The organism is Niallia nealsonii, from assembly GCF_002835805.1.
GTDB lineage: Bacteria > Bacillota > Bacilli > Bacillales > Cytobacillaceae > Niallia > Niallia nealsonii.
In genome coordinates this window covers 82,553-102,475 of record NZ_PISE01000003.1, presented here as the reverse complement: position 1 = coordinate 102,475, position 19,923 = coordinate 82,553, and the positions used below count along the sequence as shown (strand labels likewise).

The window sequence follows — 19,923 nt, the reverse complement described above, 5'->3', positions numbered from 1 at the left end:
TACAAAAAACATTTAGTTCCTCCCTTTTTTCCATTTATATAAAAACATCCATTCTTTATTAAGAATGGATGTTTTTTAAATCTTTCCTCAAGGAAGACGCTTTTTATTCACATACAATGTGACGAACAAAAAGGTAAATAAAAGACTCGCCACGATAGAAAAGAAACTAATCAACACATCCCCTTTAATAAGAATAATGAGTGATAAAAAAATTCCTTCTATGGATAAAATCATTGAAAGCAACTGTTTAAATGCTTTTGTCCGCAAGGCTACTGGCAATGGATATAGTTCCACCCAAAGCTTATCTTGATAGGCATTCCATAATGGAATTAACTGCAGTCCTGTTAAAAATAAAAATAATATAGCCAATAGCACTTGTCCATAGCCAAATGATAGGAAAAATAAAGTGATTCCTCCGATAATAGTTAAGCGGAGGACAAGCCCTAAATAATCTCCAGAGCGAAAAAAAGTTCTCCAAAATAAATGGGTAAAAGTCTTATTGGAATCAAAAGAAATGGAACGAACAAAAACATCTAAGATTCGTCTTCTTTTAATACGATTTTTTAGCTGTGGTACATCTGTAAACATATTGGCAAATAAATAAAACGATGCTAAACGCTTTTCATCTTGGGCAATCAAAAATTCCCATTTTATCCCCTTATGCCGCGTTGCCTGCTGATAATACAGATACAAGCCAGCAAGAATACAAAAAAGAATCATAATAAAAAGGATGCTTGCCCTTGAAAAAACAAAATATAATAAAACTGCATTAACAAGATAACGAATGATAGTGTCTATGTAATGAGAGTTAATATTGACAAAATATTGCACATGCCAGCGAATCAACATATTTAAACCCTTTGCAACAAGAAGTATGGAAAAAAAGTACCAAAAAGATTGAAAACTATTATTGTTAAGCACGGCATACATTGGCATAAATACACCCAAAATTATAAATAAGATATATATTTGAAAAATAAAGCTTATAAGCATGCATTTAATAAAATAACCATCCATTTTTTGTTCTACAGGAATTAGGAAAATTCTATCTGCATCCTTTAGAAATGTATAAGTGGGCGATGCTGTTACAAACCATGCTAGGATAATGCACATGATAAAACTCACAGGAAAATTTTGTGGTATGTGACTTAGCCATTCTTGATAATAATAGGCTGCTGTTCCTACTAAAAAAACAAATACAAGCACTAAATGACCGTTAAAAATATACTTTAAATATTGTGCATATTCTTTTGCCGTCTCCCCTATTCTGTCCTTCCATAACTGTTTTTCGTTAAACTCAAACATAATCTTCTTCCTTTGTTAAACGAATATAAATATCATCTAGGGCTGCCTTTGGCATATTAAATTCTTTGCGCAATTCATCCATCGTTCCTGTACACTTTATTTTTCCTTCGTGAATAATGATAATTCGGTCACAGTATCTTTCTGCCGTTGCTAGAATATGTGTAGACATAAGAATTCCTGCACCTTCTTCCCTCATCTTCTTCATTAAATCCAAAAGAGATTGAATTCCTAACGGATCTAAGCCAACAAATGGTTCATCAACAATATAAAGAGAAGGCTGCACCAAAAAAGCGCACATAATCATCACTTTTTGCTTCATCCCTTTAGAAAAATGGGAAGGAAACCACTTTAGTCTTTTTTGCATTCGAAACTCTTTCAGCAAGGTTTCCATCCGTTCTTTATATTGTTGTTCGGTTAGACCATATGCCATTGCAGTCAATTTCAAATGCTCTTCTAGTGTTAATTCTTCATAAAGAATGGGTGTTTCTGGGACAAAAGTAAATTTTCTGCGATATTTTTCCTTTTCTTTTTCAAAAACTAAACCATCAATAGTAATCTCACCTTTATGTGGTTCCATGAGACCGATAATATGGCGTATCGTCGTACTTTTCCCCGCACCATTTAAACCAATTAGTCCAACTATTTCATTTGCATTGATGGAAAAGCTAATATCTTTTAATACAGGATTTCGTGTATATCCTCCTGTAACATTTTTTATCTCTAATAGCGCCATTCATATAACCTCCAAGCTATAGTAATAATAGTGTATCAACAATTGTTTATAATTAAAAATAATTACTTATTAATTTTTTTATTTTCTTTTGTATATAAACTTCAGAATGTGGTTATTCTATCTAGTGAAGGGGAGCACCACAAAATATTGAAACAAAAAACTTCAATAATGAGGTGTTTACAAAAGATTATTTAAAATAATTCTTAATATGTAAACTTATATTCGTTCCGATCATAAGGGGATGGTTGCCTTGCACAGTGTGATAAGTGTAACTTAAAGATCAAAAGCGCCATATGTTGCTTTACTTACGTAAAAGCAATATATATCATTTCCACTTTGAAATGAGGTGTGTGTCGCAGACTGTCATCCAATCTTTATACGTTAATCAACATATAAAGCTATAAGGGGATGGTTCGGTTGAACAATGATCATTATTTCTCATCGTAAACAATTCATTAATAAATGAGGTGTTTGTTAAAGAGAATAACCCTAAAACGTAGACGATAAGTTTCCCTTCAATTAGGCAGGATTCCGTATGGGTCCTGCCTTTTTAAGTTGGTCTGTACTTCTCTCTATTTCCTCTATCCTTTTTGCCCCGATTCTTATAGCTATGATAAAATGAAAAGAACAAGATAAGAAAGGAAGTAATATTTTTGAGTGAATGTATTTTTTGTAAAATAATCAATGGGGAAATCCCTGCTAAAAAAGTATTTGAAAATGATCAAGTTATTGCCTTTTTAGATATTAGCCAAGTAACAAAAGGCCATACACTAGTTGTCCCCAAAAACCATGTAAAAGATATTTTTGAATTAACTCCAGAAATTGCTAAAAATATATTTGAAGTTGTACCTAAAGTGGCGACAGCAATAAAAGATGCATACCAGCCTATCGGGTTAAACTTATTAAATAATAACGGCGAAAAAGCTGGCCAGTCTGTTTTCCATTATCACATGCATATCATTCCTCGTTATGGAAAAGGCGATGGTTTTGGTGCTGTCTGGAAAACAAATTTTGATGCGTATTCAGAGGAAGATCTTGTCCAAGTCGCAAACACAATTAAAGGTAAAATGCAATAATTTTTTTTCGAAAAAATTAAATCCCTATAATATTATTGAATAAAAATTCTTTTTATATAAAGAAAGAGTTCATTCTTACATTTTATGCGATTTAAACTAAATAATAATAAACTTATTGTTTTATTAAAAAAACAATACATCCACCAAACCTTTTTAAATATAAAAAAAAATTTAAAAAGGTTTTATTTTTATCTGTACAAATCTTCACAATTTGTTAGTATTAGATTAAACTTTTTAGTCTTTACCGCAAGATTTTGCGGAATGTATTGGGAGGAAACGATAATATGAAACGCGCTTATAATTTCAACGCTGGTCCTGCTGCACTTCCAGAATGGGTACTGCAAGAAGCAAAAAATAGCTGGATGAATTTTAATGATACAGGAATGTCTATAATGGAATTAAGTCATCGCAGCAAAGATTACGAAGATGTCCATAATGAGGCAAAAGAACTTCTGTCATCCTTGCTTTCTATACCGGAAGATTATGAAATTCTATTTCTTCAAGGCGGAGCCAGCCTTCAATTCACCATGCTTCCAATGAATTTGCTGGAAGCAGATAAAGTAGGCTACTATACTTTAACAGGCGTTTGGGCTGAAAAAGCATTAAAAGAAGCCTCAAAAGTAGGAGAAGCTGCTGCTTGCACGTCAAGCAAAGAATCAAACTATACGTACATCCCTGCTTTAGAAGAAATTAACGTACCTGATAATGCAGCATACCTTCATATCACAAGCAATAATACGATATTCGGAACACAATGGCAATCTTTTCCAACCGATTTGAAAGTACCTTTAATCGCCGACATGTCCAGTGATATTTTAAGTACACCACTTGATATCAAACAATTCGATGTTATCTATGCAGGTGCACAAAAAAACCTTGGTCCTTCCGGTGTAACAGTTGTTATTATTAAAAAAGAGCTAATCAAAAAAGATTCTTCCTTACCAACTATGCTAAGTTACGAAACACATGCAAGCAATAATTCTTTATTTAATACTCCTCCAACTTTAGCAATTTATCTATTATCTCTTGTATTAAAATGGGTAAAACAAAATGGTGGAGTAGAAGGAATAGCTGCAATCAATAACAAAAAAGCACAAACTTTATACAACGTTATCGACGAAAGCAATGGTTTCTACAAAGGACATGCAGAAAAAAATAGCCGTTCGAAAATGAACGTAACTTTCACATTACAAACAGAAGAAATTACAAAGGAATTCCTTCAACAAGCAAAAGAAGCTGGTTTTATCGGGCTTAATGGACACCGTTCTGTTGGCGGCTGCCGTGCGTCCATCTATAATGCAGTTCCTTTAGAGCATGTTCAAGCACTCGCTGCCTTTATGGAAAATTTCCAAAAAAATTATAAATAATAAAAGCTAGGGGCTATCCATTAAGGATTAGCCCCTAATTAAAATTGACTATTCATATGGCTTTCTTCTTTCTTAATCTCTCAAAATAGAAATACATAAAAGAAATAAGTTATAATAAAACAAAGCTCTGTTAATGAATGTTGATAAAGTAAAGCTTTAATCCTAGGCGATCTTAATAGCCATTAAATAATGGATTATTCAACAGTGTCACTTAACATAGCTAGAAAAAAATGGGGTGAAAATATGAGTGCCAAATCATTTTTAACAGGAGTTATTATTGGAGGGATAGCTGCAGGAGTTACTACACTGCTTTCTACTCCTATGTCTGGTAAAGAAGCAAGAAAAACGATTCGAGATAACAGCCAAACAATTTTAACAGATATCCGGGAATTACAAGTTAACATTATCGATATAAAAGATTCCATTACAACTGCTACTGTAGAAGGTAAAGCGATTATTAGCTCCTTTATCGAAGATCTTAAACTAACGTTAAATGATTGGAAACTAGAAATTAAACCACATCAAGAACAGCTTCAAATAGAATTAAAAGAATTAGAATCTACAGTCAATGAATTAGAATCCAGTTTAAAATAAAGAATTAGATACATATCACCTATCTAACCATCAAAGAGAGAAAATCTAACATGATTCTTCTCTCTTTTTATTTTTTATTTAATATATTAAAAAATATGTCAAAAAAAATGACACAAAATCGACAATATTTCTAAAAAATTCTATTTACATATAATATTATTCCAATCACTGTTATTTAATTTCAAAAAAATTAACATATAAAAAATATATAAATTATCTCAGGACTATTATAAAATATAAATTTCAATCTTTTAAAAATATTTAGATATTATAAACATTTAACTTTACCTTATTAAAGTAGCATCTGATAAAAAAAGCATTTCCTCATTTTTTTATGATAAATTCGATAAAATATTTTTTCTCCCTAATACAAACTTCCTATTTTTCCCTATTTATTTAAATTTAATTTTGAATTTTTATTAGAAACTAAACATAAATATTCAAAGTAAACGTTTTCTAATAAAAAATATTCTTATTTCTAAAAATTTTGTTTATTTTTATCTTTATTAATTTTTGTTTTATTGGCATAATGATTATAGAAAATAGAAAAGTAGGTGAAATTGGGGATGAACGATAAACAATACTCAATGAAGGAATCATTATTATTTACTCAACGCATCGGGCAACTTAGTAAAGCACTTTGGAAGTCTATTGAAAAAGATTGGCAATCTTGGATTAAACCTTACGATTTAAATATCAATGAGCATCACATACTATGGATTGCATACCAATTAAACGGGGCTTCTATCTCTGATGTTGCCAATTTTGGAGTAATGCATGTTTCTACTGCATTTAATTTTTCCAAAAAATTAGAAGAAAGAGGCCTTCTAAAGTTTTCAAAAAAAGAAAATGATAAAAGAAACACGTATATCTATTTAACAGAAAAAGGCGAATCGATGTTTTTAAACATTATGTCAGAGTATAATCCTAATAATAGCGCTGCTTTTTCTGCTGCACTTCCAATTAAAGAATTATATGGAAAATTCCCAGAAATGATTGAAATGATGACAATTGTCAAACATATTTATGGAGATAATTTTATGGAGATTTTCGAAAGCTCTTTTACTAATATTGAAGAATCCTTTACAGAAGTAAATGGACAACTTAGACCAAAAGATCCTGTTCCTGTAGATTGAGTCAGCTAAAAAACAAAAAATATAAAAAGATAGAGAGATAAAGGACTGTAAAAAGGCAAAAGAAAAATTTCTTTTGCCTTTTTATATTTGCTAAATGCAAGCCCTCCTTGCTTGTATTTAACTGCTATGAACGCCTTTATTTTTTATGCAGCTTTTTTTTTTGCTAGTTGGCCTTCATTTAGAATCTTCAGCTTTCATCATTTAATAAAAAAACTTTATTTCCCCTATTGATTTTTTACTCTTTTCATCGTAAAGTATCAAAGTAAGTTGAGAAAAATTTCTAAATTTCTCCTTTTGGAGGTTATTAAATGAACTGTTGGAAGACAATTAATATACAAAAACAATATGGCATGCAGCGCCTTTTTATTATTTCTTCCCTTACGATGCTGATTACATTTCTTTTTCTATATGTACCATTTACTGCTTACTTCAGTCAAAACAGACTAAACGATAATTATTTTTCACTTTTTTTATTATGTATGGTGATAACTTATCCAATTCATAAATTGCTTCATTACTTGCCAATGATTCCATTAGGAAAAAAGGTAAAAAAAACAATTCATATTCACTACCATTTTTTCCCTGTCATTTATTTTCGCGCACAAGAACCTATAAAAAAATGGAATTTCTTACTAGCATCTATTACACCCGTTATTGTATTAAATACAGTATTTATTGTTTGTTGTTTTCTTTTTACACATTATGTTCATTATTTTTTAATTTTATTCGCCTATCATTTTGGGATGTGCGTTCCAGATTTCATCCGTATGAAAAACCTTTGGAAAGCGCCGAATCAATGTTTTGTCGAGGAAAATGAAAATGGCTTTGAAATTCTTATTAATAAAGCATCCTAATTTCTATTCATTATTCTAATACACGATATAGCATCATATACTATTTAAAGTCAAAAGTAGAGACAACTGTACAATTAGTAAGAGTTTATACTATCTTTTTATCCAATAATTTGATAATGTAAATAACATATAATACTACTGTTTATAAGGAGGGAATCAATGATGATCTCCATTTTTATTATCCTAGCTATATTAATATTATATAATATTAATAGAATGACCACTGCTTTATGTTTACAAAAAGAGATTGCCGAAGAAAAACAGCCAAAGGTGTTTCGAACCATCAATGTTCTAATTACAATTCTTTTGATTTCTTCCTATGTTGATATCCTTTTTAATTAATTGCCAAGGATATATAAAACTCAAAAAAGATAAAAGAGGCGAGATTGCCTCTTTTATCTTTTTTTAAGCAATTTATCTTATAACCAAGATGCCCCAATAATGATTAATAAGATGAAAAGAACTACTAATAAAGCAAATCCGCCACCGTATACGCCTGTTCCTGACATGAAATCTCCTCCTTTCTATTGATTGAATGATTATTTTGTACGCTGCTCCATTAGACTTCTCCCATTACAGATAAACTGTTTTGTTAATTAAAACCATTTATTGGTAATAGTTAATAGAAATTAAAGCCATGCAGCACCTACGATAACTAATAAGATGAACAATACTACGATTAATGCAAATCCACCGCCGTATGCGTGACCCATAGTAACACCTCCTTTTAAGGGAGCTACCATTTCAGACTCAATAAACTATTGGATCGCTATAATATTTAAACAATGTCGCACAATAAAGATTTGTTCTAACTATTCATAGCTGAATAATAGAAAAAGCAGCAAAGTACTCGTTCCTGTTATCTCCCCTTATTTTGCAACAATGCCACAATCAAGCTTTTAGAAAGGTATTTCCTTTTTCAAGCTCAATGTATCATATGTATTTGACCTAAAAACGGAACAGGACATATACCTATTTTTTCATTTGCCATTTCGAACAAAATATTTTCCCTACTCCCCCTTGTGATTCATTTTTGTTCTTTTTACCAATTATGTTATAGTTAGCATTGTCTAGAAGGAAAAACTAACATAGGAGTGTTTAACTTGAAAAAATGGATATTATCCCTCACTTTAGCCGCTGGAGTAATTTCTCTAAGTGCATGCGGCAATGATGACTCTGAAACTATCGTAAAGTCAGATACTGGTGAAATAACAAAGGAACAGCTTTATGATGCAATGAAAGAAAAATACGGTGCATCTACCCTTCAGCCAATGATTTATGAAAAAGTGCTTGCGAAAAAATACAAGGTTTCAGATGAGGAAATTGATGAAGAAGTAAATAAAATTAAAAGTCAATATGGCGATAACTTCTTAACAGCCATTCAACAATATGGCTACAATAGTGAAGAAGATTTGCGAGCCATGTTTAAAACAGGCTTGCTTCAACAAAAAGCTGCTGTAAAAAATATTGAAGTAACAGACAAAGAAATAAAAGCATACTACGAAGACTATCAGCCAGATATTAAGGTTCGCCATATTTTAGTGACAGATGAAAAAACAGCAAAAGAAGTAAAGAAAAAGCTAGATAATGGCGAAAAATTTGCAACTGTAGCAAAAAAATATTCCACCGATACCGCAACTGCATCAGAAGGAGGAGATTTAGGCTGGATCAGTTCAGGCACAAAAGATGCAGACTTTGAAAAAGCAGCATTCAAATTAAAAGCAAATGCTATCAGCGATCCAGTGAAAACAACAAATGGCTATGAGATTATTCAAGTAACAGATAAAAAAGAGAAAGAAAAATATGAAGATGTAAAAGATGAAATGGAATATAAATTAAAAGTGTCCAAGCTGACAACAGAAGATATTAATGAAGCAATGGAAAAAGAACTGAAAGAAGCGGATGTTTCTATTACAGATAAAGATTTAAAAGCCTTGTTGGATACTTCAAATTAATAAAAAAGCAATCTAGAATGAATCTAGGCTGCTCCAAAGTGTAGACAAAGCTTATTTTGTTAACTTTTCAGGCTGATCGAAAACGTTTGTCGCATCAAAGCGTGAAGCCTTGGGAGGAGCGAAGTTACCCAGGCAGGTAATGAGCATCCGAGCAAGGCGAACAACGAAGAAAGCGAGCGTTTGTCGATAGCCTCAAGTAGTCTAGAATAAATCTAGGCTGCTTTTTTATTATCCAATACTTCTCCCCTCTGGCTTGTCTTTCCTTTGTTCCTTTTCCTTTTCTAAGCGCTGCATATATACTTCGCCTTCTCTTTCTATTATTTCATTTTCCATCTTCCTATCTTCCCGCCCTGTTTTCACTGCCATAAATGCACTTATAACAATCCCACCAAATACAAATAAAATCCACATTGGAATATCCATGTAAACTGCTCCCTTCTCTTGTTCTTTCCATATCATTTATCTACTACATCATATGCTAGAAAAAATAGATTATGCCATTAGAAAAAACAGAGGGGCTGTCTAAAAGGGCTCATTCATTAAAAATCAAGAATACAGATTCAAGCATTTTTTATGAAAAAAGAGGTATCTAGCGGCCGGAAATGAGCCTTTAAAAAGCCTTTTGCATAAAAAGAGATATTCCGTTATTGCTCTTTTTTTTAATAGATAAGAACGCTATAATCTTTGTCAGATGATTAAATCCCATTTCCGCCATAAATACTTGGACTATTTTATACTAAAAAATGCTCCCCCTTAGATGATGGCCAAAAGCCCATTAATGCATAATAAAAATTTTTAAAAGGACAATTATCAGCATTCTTAAACAAAAAGAGCCATCTAATAGACGAAAAGTCAGCTTCGCTTATTGGATGGCTCCTTTTGATATTCTTTTGTATTTATTATTAGTATATTATTTATGAAAAGTTGGTTTATAAAAGGAACGATTCTCTAATGGAAAAATACGCTCTGAAAATTCTCCTGGCTTCACTCTTTCCAATGCCCGATCAAGCATGTTCATTTTCGCATCTAAATTATCGATATAATGAATAATTTCTGCTTCTTTAATTAACGGTGCCTTTGGACTTCCCCACTCTGCTTTTCCATGGTGAGATAACACGATATGCTGGAGGATCATCACTTCTTCTCCTTGAATCTGCAATTCATCGGCCGCTTTTCCAATTTCATTCACCATAATAGTGATATGCCCTAATAAATTGCCTTCTACCGTATACACAGTGGAAATTGGTCCAGAAAGCTCCATAACCTTTCCTAAATCATGCAAAATAATTCCTCCATAAAGGAGATCTGTATCTAAGGTCGGATACAGATTAGCAATAGATTTTGCCAAATCTAGCATGCTGACAACATGATAAGCCAAACCAGATACAAACTCATGATGATTTTTGGTTGCAGCAGGATATTCAAGAAATGCTTGTTGATATTTTTTTACTAAATGTCTTGTTATACGTTGTATATTTGAATTATTCATTTCAAATATATATTGAGTAATTTTCTCAAGCATTACTTCTTGTGTTAAGGGAGCTGTTTCCAAAAATTCTGCCAAGCGAACATTATCTTCACTTGTTGTTGGTTTAATTTGTCGTATCCTTAATTGCAGTCTCCCTCGATAATTTTGAATATCGCCAATTATTTTTACAATCATCTGAGGACGATAATTTTGCTCATCCGAATCAGTAGCATCCCAAAGCTTTGCTTCAATTTCTCCACTCTTATCTTGAAAGATAAGGGTTAAAAACGGTTTTCCATTGCTCGCAATTGCTTTTGTTGCACTTTTAATTAACAAATACACTTGTATTTGTTCCCCCACTTCATAATGAAGAATCCCTTTTTTATTCAAAAGCTTTCTCTCCTTTTCTTCTGGGTATATTAAATCAACTATTTAATTTCATCTACAATACTAGTAAGTATAACATGAAAACATACTCACTACTGCTCCGAAATAATCGGCGGTGAGATGAATGAAAAAACTTCTTCTTCTGAAAAATACGCAGCGATATGTGAATGACATGTGAAAAACAGCAGTTGATTGTGCTGAAATTTTTTTAACAGTTGCACCACTCTGCCTGTTCGTTTTTCATCAAAATTAACAAAGCTGTCATCAATAATAAGAGGCATTTCATATTTTGCATAAAATGTATTTACAAGTGCCAAGCGAATAGAAACATATAATTGTTCTGCCGTTCCTTGACTTAACTCGTTTGCTTCAAAAAATAAGTGCTCTTTGCTTTCTACTAAAAATCCAGCTCCATTATCATGGGGAATAATCTGAATATACTTTCCCTCTGTCAAAAAAGTGAAATACTCTTCCGCCTTTCGCAGCATTTTAGGCAGATGTCTCTCCTTATATTGTTTGACTGTATCGGATAAAAGCTGTTTGGCAACAGCATATTTCCCCCATTCCTTTGCATCTTCCTCCAACTCTGCTTTTAATTGCTTATAGGAATGTAAAATTTCTGTATAAGTTCCCCCTGCTTCAAGCTTCTCAATATCTAAATTAAATGCTGCTATATTTCCCATCCATTGCTTCTGCTGTTCAGATAATTCTTCTATCTGCTTTTCTAGGGCCTGTAATTCCGCCGTTAGATCCTCTATTTGCATAAAATCACTTATTTTATTCGGCTGCATAAAAGCCCTCTCTAGCTGTGTTTTAATGGATGCAAGGGTTACCATATATTGTTTCTTTTTTTCTTCCTTATGTCCAATTTTGCGAAATTCTTCTTCACTTTCTGCCTCTGCTTGCTTAAATAATTGCTCTTTTTCAGTTAGATAAACTTGTAATTCTCCATTATATCCTTCTATATCTTTTTTATATTCATCCAATTTACTAATATTTTCACTATAACGAACCATTTTTTCATTTTCTTCTTTAATAAGCCCTTTTAAATGAAAACACATAGTTTGAACATTTTTTGTTTGTTCTTCAAAAAAACGTTTATAAAATAAACCTATTTTTTCTGCTAGTTTCTTTATATCTGCTTCCAATAGTTCCCATTCTTCTAATAGCTTATTTTTTTCTCTTTTTTTCTTTTTCCACTCTTCAATTAATAAAAAAGCATCATAGATAAACGGACTAGCAAATTCTTTAGAAATATGCAGTTCATTTGTTAATTTCATTAGATCTGTAATATTCTTGTGATATTCATATTCCCATTTTTCAAAACCGCGCAGCACTTTTTCGTACCGTTCATTTTGCTGTTCTAGCTGCAATTTATACATCTTATATTTTTCTTGATATTCATCGTCTTCTTTTAGTTTTTCCACCGCATAGGAAAGATCAGATGTATCCCTTGCATCTTTTGTCTTCTCGATGTCATTCTTATTTTTTATGACTTCTTCCAGCTTGATTCCCAATCTTGCATTTTCCATTTTAGTTTGCTGCATCGAACGAAATAGAAACAGCGCTCCCATAATAGTTACTATTACACCCATCACAGCAAAAAGCATTTCCTCTTTAAAAAATCCCCATAGTGCTGCTAAAACCAAAAAAACTGTAAATAATCCCCATTGAATCACATCTTGTCGCTGTTTTTTATTATTTTTATCTAGAATTTGTCTAATCTCTAGTTCTTCTTTTTTAAGAGAATCTACTTGTTCCTGATGAAGAGAATGGAGTTGAACAGAATTAACTTTTTTTTCTAATTTTGTTCTTTTTTCCGGCGATAACAATTTATTTTTTAATACATCTATTTGCTGTTCTAGATTGTTTAATAATGTTTGTTCTTCATTGTACTGATTATCGAGCTCTGCTTTTTTTTCCAGTAATCTTCTTTGTTTGGAGCTTGCAGTTTTGCATTGCTCTTTCAAAAATATACTTGTATTGCTTTCAATCAGCTCTTTTTCTTCCGATACATAAAGCTTTTCTTCCAACTCCGCGATTTCTTGATTTATAGCATTTAATTGAGCGGCAATGAGCAGCTGCCTGCTTTTCCATTGGTCTAATAAAGGAAGTTTCTCTAACACTTGCATTATTTCCGTTTCTTTATTGAGCAATAAATGATTGGGTGCCAGAAGATTTTGCGCTTCTTTTATTTTTGCTGCCTTTATTTCTATATTCTTCCTCGCACTTTCAATAGAGAGCAGCTTTTCTTTCACTCTTTCCCATCTTATTAGCCCATCTATCGGAAATGATATGTCTTTATAAGCTGCTAAACTCTCCTCTATCATTTCTTTTTCTTTTACTAATGGCTGCAATTTTATCCATTCTTGCAAATTTTGCATTTCCTTTTCTAAACTTTTTTTGCTTTCCCCTGCTTCCTTTAGCCTCTCTTCCATTTGTTTTCGGTCATGCACATGCTGTTCATATGTACTATTTTTTTTCTCTGCAATTTTCAACTGTTGATATTTCTCTTTTAGTTGCTTTATTTTGTTATTCAGCTGTGGCTTTTTTCCCCCTGGTCGAAAACGAATGTCTAGTTCTTTCTGCAGTTCATTTTCAGTCTGCAATAAGCGGTCAGAACCAACCGCCCCAGTAGAAAATAAAAAACGTCCCAATTCTGCACTTTTTAATTGATGAGCATTCTGCAATCCAAACAAGTTAAATGAAAAAATAGATTGATATACTTGTTTATCTATTCCTTGCAGCAGTTCTGCCAATAGTTCTTCTTGGCCTCGTCTGCCATTGTCCATCACTACCGTAACATCACCGCTGGCTTTTCCTTTTACACGCTCAATCGTTGCTGTTCCATGTTTTGGAAAGAACACAATTAGCTGCCCTCCATATTTATGTTGCATTTTCGGTTCATATCTTAGTTCTGTTTGCTGTTTAGTTGGAAAACCAAAAAGGATGCTATGAATAAAACTCATTATTGTAGATTTTCCTGCCTCATTTTCTCCATAAAATACTTGGATAGATCGATTAAAATTCCATGATGCATTTTCCAACTTTCCATATCCATATATGGTAATTGATTGAATATGCAAGCTATTTCACCCCTAAAGCTTAGTTAAGCAATTTAATCAGAATATTCTCTGCTTCCACTGCCAATTCTTTTTTTTCTTCATCCGTTAATTCTGACAAATATCGATGAGCAGCAGGATGACCATACAGTGGATCTAATGCTTTTTCTACATTTTGCAGATTATTTGCGGCTGCAAACAGTTCTTTATAAAACTCCGATTCATTTACCAAATGATCTTTTATCCATCTTTTATTTTCCTTGTATTTTATTGAAGCCACCCATATAAATTCTTCTTCCTCTACTGGTTCTTGCTGCAAAATTTCTAACAATTCCATTTCATCTATACTATCAGTAATCATTAGTTGATGTATCTCTAGAAAAAGGATAAAGGATCTTCCTGCTTTTCTTTCTCCTTCTACCTTCTGATTGACTAAAAGCATTAATTCATCCAATGTTTGAATACCCGTCGCATCAAAGATAATATTTTTCCAAACGATAGTAGCAGTTGAAAAAAATTCTATCTTTGTATCAATTTCATTTAATTGAACAAAATATCCCCCTTTTTCTCCTGTTTCTTTTTTATGTCTTCCTTGGATATTTCCTGGATAAACAATTAGAGGTTCGTCAGCTAGTATTGCTCGTTTATGTATATGGCCAAGCGCCCAATAATCCATTTGTTTAGCTGTTAATTCTTGCATGGAAAATGGAGCATATGGGCTATGTCCACTTGATCCTTCTAAATTCCCATGCAAGATGCCAATATGATAATCACCAGTTTCTTTTCTTTTATAATCAGCTATTTTCCGTTCCATTATATGCCTCGCCTCATAGCTGAAGCCATATAGTTCAACAGTTGTATTTTCTTTTTTATAAGTTTTTGCAGTTACTTCCACCGGAAACACATATACATTATCTGGAAAAACAATTTTTGTCCAGCTTCCCTTTAAATGATCATGATTGCCATGAATAATGTATGCTGCTATATGATGAGCATGCAGCCTTTCCATTTCCTTGCGAAATCGTATTTGCGCCTTAATGCTTCTATCTTCCCCATCAAAAATATCCCCTGCAATAATAATAAAATCTACTTTATAGGCTATAGCTTTATCGATAATTGCTGAAAATGACGAAAAAGTACTTTCTTGAAGCCTTTTTACAATAAAATTCGGCACATTTCTTAGGCCTGTTATCGGACTGTCTAAATGCAAATCGGCACAATGTATAAAAGAAACTTTTTTCATGGAATAGCCACCCTTTCTAGTGCTCCACTTTTTTGCTTCTATTCTAACATGTTGAAAAAGCGAATGCACGTTCCTACATTATCACCTATTTTTATGAACCTATTTGCTTCATGTTATACTTTTTTTCCATTTATTTGTTTAATTAAAAATTAAATTATCTGTCAGAATCTACTCTGGTACGCTGTATTTATCTAGCATCTCATATAATAAAAAATACAAAAAGGATAGATGAGCAAAATAAACTTAGCTCTGTCTATCCTTTTTGCACTCTTGTTTCTGTCTGCAAATTCTACCTCCCTACATAATTTACAAACAAGAAATAATAGCATTTTTATTGCTTGAATCTATTCATTCACAATTCACTTCTTCTCGCAAAATCTACAAATCTAAATTTATCTGGCCTGTGTCTTGACTCTGTGTACTGAAATAGCGTTGCATTGTCAAAATATATGTAGTTTTTCACTACCACAATAGCTTGAAATCCTTCCATATCCAATAACTGATAATCTTCTTCTGTTGGCTGCTCTACAGTAAACTCTTTACGAGCAAAACTAATTTTTAAATTCAAGTGATGTTCAATATAATCAAAAATAGAATTTTTGCATATATCTACTGTTAAATCGGGAACATACTTTTCAACAATATAATCTTTATCCAAAATAATTTTTTCTTTATTGATTTCTCGCACCCTCAATATTTTCCAAATTAAATCATCTGGATTCAGCTGCATTTCCTTCGCCAGCCTAGGACTTGCTTTTTGCTTTGAAAAACTTTCTACAAAAGTAGTGGAAGTATGCCCCATTTTTTCTGCTAACTCTTTAAAGCTTACTAAGCCTGAAATCGGAAATTGCAATTTTTGCAAATCTAATACTAATGATCCCTTTCCTTTCATCTTTTGGATATAACCTTTCTGAGCTAAAATATTAAGGGATTTGCGTATAGTCTCTCTTGATGTCTCAAATTGTTCTGCCAACTCATTTTCTGAAGGAAGGGTAGTATTAGCAGGGTATTTCCCACTGTAAATAGCTGCTTCTAACTCTTCAAAAATAACTAAATATTTATTTTTCATTTTTTCACCAACATTAATGACAAGTTTTACTTTTTATTCTACCTTGTTTATTCCTTCTTGTCTAAATAGGAATTTTTTTAGTTCTTGTTTTCAAATGAACTTATCCTTTGTTTAAATTCTCCTCAACTGTGAGTAAAATATATGGTAAAAAAGGAATGATCTATAAATACAAAAAAATAAATAAAAGTGCTATAGAAAACTATTGTTTCCATAGCACTTTTATTATTTTAAATCATATTTCAACTAACGTTCCCTTTATGTGTAAAATGATTCTATATCTTTTTTAAATGATACACAATCGATTCATATGGACGCAATTCTGCATTTTTTGGATCTAGTTGGGAATCAGGATAGTTGGAAAGAATTATTGATTGCTTAAATCCATCAAAATTAATAGTTTCTGGAAATTTAAAAATTGTGTTCTTTTCATAAAAATTATTAATAACTAACAGCTTTTCTGTTCCTGCGGAACGAATATATGCAAATATTTGAGGATCATCAGCAAGTAATAGCTCATAATCTCCCTCTGTAATAATGTTATATTCTTTGCGTAAAGAAATCAGTTTTTGATAATGGTAAAAAACTGATTCAGATTCTTCAAGTGCCGCTTCGGCATTGATTGTTTTATAATTGCTTGCTACTTCAATCCAAGGAGTTCCCTTTGTAAATCCTGCATGTTCTGAATCATCCCATTGTACAGGAGTTCTTGAATTATCCCGGGACTTTTCTTGGAGTATTTCCAATACTTCTTCTTCTGATTTGCCATTTACTTTTAAAATTTGATACATATTTAATGACTCTACATCACGGTATTGACCAATAGAAGTGAATTTTGGATTGGTCATGCCAAACTCTTCCCCTTGGTAAATATATGGGGTTCCTTGCATCATATGAATGGTTGTTGCAAGCATTTTAGCTGATTCCTGATGATATTTCTCGTCATTTCCATACCGGGATACAACTCTTGGCTGATCATGATTGCACCAAAACAATGCATTCCAGCCCCCGCCTTTATTCATCCCCACCTGCCATTTAGATAAAATACTCTTTAACGCCAGGAAATCCATTTCGCCGAGTGCCCATTTTTCACCGTTTGGATAGTCCACCTTTAAATGATGAAAATTAAAGGTCATGCTTAATTCTTCATTTCCTGGATTAGAATATTGAATGCAATGATCAAGGGTAGTGGATGACATTTCGCCAACCGTGATGCTGTCATATTTTGAAAATACTTCTTTATTCATTTCATGAATAAATTCATGAACACGTGGACCATCTGTATAGAATTTCCTTCCATCTCCAGGAGCGATTGATCCATCATCATCAGGAAACTGCTGGTTTTTTGAAATTAAGTTAATAACATCTAAACGAAAACCATCCACCCCTTTTTCAAACCAAAATGTCATCATCTCATATACTTTTTGTCGAAGTTCTTCATTTTCCCAATTTAAATCTGCTTGCGTTACATCAAATAAATGCAAATAATACTGTTCTGTTTTTTCATCATATTGCCATGCATTCCCGCCAAATTTAGACTGCCAATTAGTTGGTTCATTGCCATCTTCTTTTCCATCACGCCAAATATAAAAGTCTCGATAAGGATTATCTTTTGACGAAGATGCCTCCTTAAACCATTGATGATCTGTTGATGTATGATTCACGACAAGATCCATAATTACTTTTATATCTCTTTGATGTGCTTGTACAAGCAGTTCATCAAAATCTTCCATCGTCCCATATTCATGGTGAATGGAATAATAATCACTAATATCATAGCCATTATCTTTTTGAGGAGATGCATATATGGGAGTCAGCCAAATAACATCGACGCCTAATTCTTTTAAGTAATTCAACTTTTGAATAATTCCTTGAACATCTCCTACTCCATTGCCTGTTGTATCATGAAAACTTTTCGGATAAATTTGATATACAACTGCTTTTTGCCACCATGATTGTTCCATTCTTTCTGCACCACCAATATTTATTTCATTTTCTTTCCATTAAGTTTTTCAATTTTTGATACTCCAAAAGTTAGTTATTCTCATCTCAGTGAATATGTTTTTTCTTTTATTACAAAAACAAGAAAGGATACTTAAAAAGCAGATGGATTTCCTACTTTTAAAGCATCACTCTCTATTATTTTTTTACCTTCACTTCTTCATTTTTCCAACTACTATTGTTAATAGGAAAGGAATGATTATTACAATTGCCATTCCAATAAAGAATGCCCCCCAATTTGCAGGGAAAATAGATAAGAAACCAGGCAGTCCTCCTACACCAATAGACGGTGCTTTAACACCTTGTATGGAAATAAATGCACCTGCAAGCGCTGATCCAGTAATCGCTGATATAAAAGCATAGCGGTAACGCAAGTTTACTCCAAATAGAGCTGGCTCTGTAACTCCTAAATAAGCAGAAACCGCGGAAGTAACTGATAAACTTTTTAATTTTTCATCTTTCAAAACAAATAGCATAGCTAATGCTGCTGAACCTTGGGCAATGTTAGATAATGCAACCATCGGCCATAGAAAAGTTCCTCCTGTATTTCCAATTAACTGTAGGTCTACTGCTAAAAATGTATGATGCATTCCTGTAATAACAAGTGGTGCATATAACCCGCCATAAAGCAAACCACCAAGGAATGGAGCAAAATTAAATACCGCAATAACAGCATCTGTAATAGCGTTTCCAATTGCAAACGTAATAGGTCCAATTGCAACAAAGGAAATAAAACCTGTTGCCAATAAAGCAATTGGTGCTACAAGAAGCATTTGAAAGGAATCGGAAATACGTTTTCTTAAGAAAATTTCTACTTTAGCTAACACATAAGAGGCAATTAATACTGGCAAAACTTGGCCTTGATAGCCTACTTTCTCTACTTCTAAACCAAATATATTCCAAGTAGGAACTTTTTCAGCAGATCCATATCCCCATGCATTTAATAAATCAGGGTGTACTAACATTAAGCCCAATACAATACCAAGCAGCGGGCTGCCGCCAAAGCGTGTCATCGCAGACCAGCCAATTAATCCAGGCAAAAATGTAAATGCTGTATTGGCAATTAAGTTAATAATACTTGCAATATCAGCCCATTGCGGATAAACCTCTACTACCGACTTTTCAAAGAAAATTCCCGGTCCTGTCAAAAGGTTATTGATGCCCATTAATAAACCTGCTGTAACAATCGCAGGCAAAATTGGGATGAAAATATCTGCCAATGTTTTCACCGCTCGCTGCAGTGGATTTAAATGTTGTTCGGAAGCCTTTTTTACATCCTCTTTCGATGCTTCGCCAATACCTGTTTGCTTCACTAATTCTTGATATGCTTTATCTACTGTTCCTTGACCAATCACTACTTGAAACTGCCCGCTTGTGGAAAAAGAACCTTTTACTAGATCAATAGATTCTAATTTTTCTTTGTCTACTTTTCCTTCATCCACTAACGCAAATCTCAGGCGTGTCACACAATGTGTTGCAGCAGCGATATTTTCTTTTCCGCCGATTGCTTCAATAATTTTACTGACTTGTTTTTTATCAACAGCCATTTATTTTCCCTCCTGTTGCTCTGATCAACGATCCAATAAATTACTAATAAAATATATAATAGCGGATAAGCGTTTTCATTAAAACATCCCCTCGAAACCTGTATATACAAGTTATCCTCTTATAATAAA

Annotated in this window: 18 protein-coding genes; 7 read left to right on the top strand and 11 right to left on the bottom strand. The window is 32.7% G+C overall.

The window, feature by feature from the left end:
- Positions 1–87: 87 nt before the first annotated feature.
- Together CWS01_RS01010 and CWS01_RS01005 are read right to left on the bottom strand one after the other, a co-directional pair.
- A complete protein-coding gene (locus tag CWS01_RS01010; RefSeq protein WP_101175178.1) occupies positions 88–1,305 on the bottom strand; it encodes an ABC transporter permease in 1,218 nt (405 codons plus the stop codon).
- Positions 1,298–2,038: an ABC transporter ATP-binding protein gene (locus tag CWS01_RS01005; RefSeq protein WP_101175177.1), complete on the bottom strand. Its 741-nt coding sequence runs from the start codon at positions 2,036–2,038 to the stop codon at positions 1,298–1,300. Before CWS01_RS01005 ends, CWS01_RS01010 begins: the two co-directional genes overlap by 8 nt.
- A 653-nt stretch (positions 2,039–2,691) precedes the next feature.
- On the opposite strand from CWS01_RS01005, the gene CWS01_RS01000 reads away from it, so the two are divergent.
- From CWS01_RS01000 to CWS01_RS00975, 6 genes are all read left to right on the top strand, one after another.
- Positions 2,692–3,114, top strand: coding sequence for an HIT family protein (locus CWS01_RS01000; RefSeq protein ID WP_101175176.1), 423 nt, complete (start codon positions 2,692–2,694; stop codon positions 3,112–3,114).
- A 284-nt stretch (positions 3,115–3,398) separates the two neighbouring features.
- Positions 3,399–4,481 carry a 3-phosphoserine/phosphohydroxythreonine transaminase gene (gene serC / locus CWS01_RS00995; RefSeq protein WP_101175175.1) on the top strand — a complete coding sequence of 361 codons (1,083 nt, stop codon included), beginning with the start codon at positions 3,399–3,401 and terminating at the stop codon, positions 4,479–4,481.
- A 243-nt stretch (positions 4,482–4,724) separates the two neighbouring features.
- Positions 4,725–5,075, top strand: a complete 351-nt coding sequence (locus CWS01_RS00990) for a YtxH domain-containing protein (RefSeq protein WP_101175174.1) — start codon at positions 4,725–4,727, stop codon at positions 5,073–5,075.
- A 566-nt stretch (positions 5,076–5,641) separates the two neighbouring features.
- Complete coding sequence (locus tag CWS01_RS00985) at positions 5,642–6,211, top strand: HTH-type transcriptional regulator Hpr (RefSeq protein ID WP_101175173.1); 570 nt, start codon at positions 5,642–5,644, stop codon at positions 6,209–6,211.
- A gap of 308 nt (positions 6,212–6,519) precedes the next feature.
- Positions 6,520–7,065: a DUF3267 domain-containing protein gene (locus CWS01_RS00980; protein ID WP_101175172.1), complete on the top strand. Its 546-nt coding sequence runs from the start codon at positions 6,520–6,522 to the stop codon at positions 7,063–7,065.
- Between the two features lie 162 nt (positions 7,066–7,227).
- A complete protein-coding gene (locus CWS01_RS00975) occupies positions 7,228–7,407 on the top strand; it encodes a hypothetical protein (protein ID WP_101175352.1) in 180 nt (59 codons plus the stop codon).
- Positions 7,408–7,484: 77 nt separating this feature from the next.
- Here the strand turns inward: CWS01_RS00975 and CWS01_RS00970 are convergent, their stop codons facing one another.
- Together CWS01_RS00970 and CWS01_RS00965 are read right to left on the bottom strand one after the other, a co-directional pair.
- Positions 7,485–7,574, bottom strand: a complete 90-nt coding sequence (locus CWS01_RS00970) for a YjcZ family sporulation protein (protein ID WP_101175171.1) — start codon at positions 7,572–7,574, stop codon at positions 7,485–7,487.
- A 120-nt stretch (positions 7,575–7,694) separates the two neighbouring features.
- Positions 7,695–7,778 (bottom strand): YjcZ family sporulation protein, encoded by an 84-nt coding sequence (locus CWS01_RS00965; RefSeq protein ID WP_101175170.1) that lies wholly within the window; start codon positions 7,776–7,778, stop codon positions 7,695–7,697.
- A 390-nt stretch (positions 7,779–8,168) separates the two neighbouring features.
- On the opposite strand from CWS01_RS00965, the gene CWS01_RS00960 reads away from it, so the two are divergent.
- Positions 8,169–9,020 carry a peptidylprolyl isomerase gene (locus tag CWS01_RS00960; RefSeq protein ID WP_101175169.1) on the top strand — a complete coding sequence of 284 codons (852 nt, stop codon included), beginning with the start codon at positions 8,169–8,171 and terminating at the stop codon, positions 9,018–9,020.
- Positions 9,021–9,248: 228 nt separating this feature from the next.
- Here CWS01_RS00960 and CWS01_RS00955 read toward each other — a convergent pair whose 3' ends face one another.
- The 7 genes from CWS01_RS00955 to treP form a co-directional block, all read right to left on the bottom strand.
- Entirely contained in the window at positions 9,249–9,443 is a 195-nt protein-coding gene (locus tag CWS01_RS00955) for a sporulation YhaL family protein (RefSeq protein ID WP_101175168.1), read from the bottom strand.
- A 487-nt stretch (positions 9,444–9,930) separates the two neighbouring features.
- Entirely contained in the window at positions 9,931–10,878 is a 948-nt protein-coding gene (yhaM, locus tag CWS01_RS00950) for a 3'-5' exoribonuclease YhaM (protein WP_101175167.1), read from the bottom strand.
- 89 nt (positions 10,879–10,967) lie between these two features.
- Positions 10,968–13,961 carry an ATP-binding protein gene (locus CWS01_RS00945; protein ID WP_101175166.1) on the bottom strand — a complete coding sequence of 998 codons (2,994 nt, stop codon included), beginning with the start codon at positions 13,959–13,961 and terminating at the stop codon, positions 10,968–10,970.
- Between the two features lie 19 nt (positions 13,962–13,980).
- Entirely contained in the window at positions 13,981–15,180 is a 1,200-nt protein-coding gene (locus CWS01_RS00940) for a metallophosphoesterase family protein (protein ID WP_101175165.1), read from the bottom strand.
- Positions 15,181–15,532: 352 nt separating this feature from the next.
- Positions 15,533–16,249, bottom strand: a complete 717-nt coding sequence (gene treR / locus CWS01_RS00935; RefSeq protein ID WP_101175164.1) for a trehalose operon repressor — start codon at positions 16,247–16,249, stop codon at positions 15,533–15,535.
- A 272-nt stretch (positions 16,250–16,521) separates the two neighbouring features.
- The gene (gene treC, locus CWS01_RS00930) at positions 16,522–18,210 is read right to left on the bottom strand and encodes an alpha,alpha-phosphotrehalase (protein ID WP_101175163.1); all 1,689 of its coding nucleotides are present in this window, start codon (positions 18,208–18,210) and stop codon (positions 16,522–16,524) included.
- Between the two features lie 189 nt (positions 18,211–18,399).
- Entirely contained in the window at positions 18,400–19,794 is a 1,395-nt protein-coding gene (treP, locus tag CWS01_RS00925) for a PTS system trehalose-specific EIIBC component (protein ID WP_101175162.1), read from the bottom strand.
- Positions 19,795–19,923: the final 129 nt, after the last annotated feature.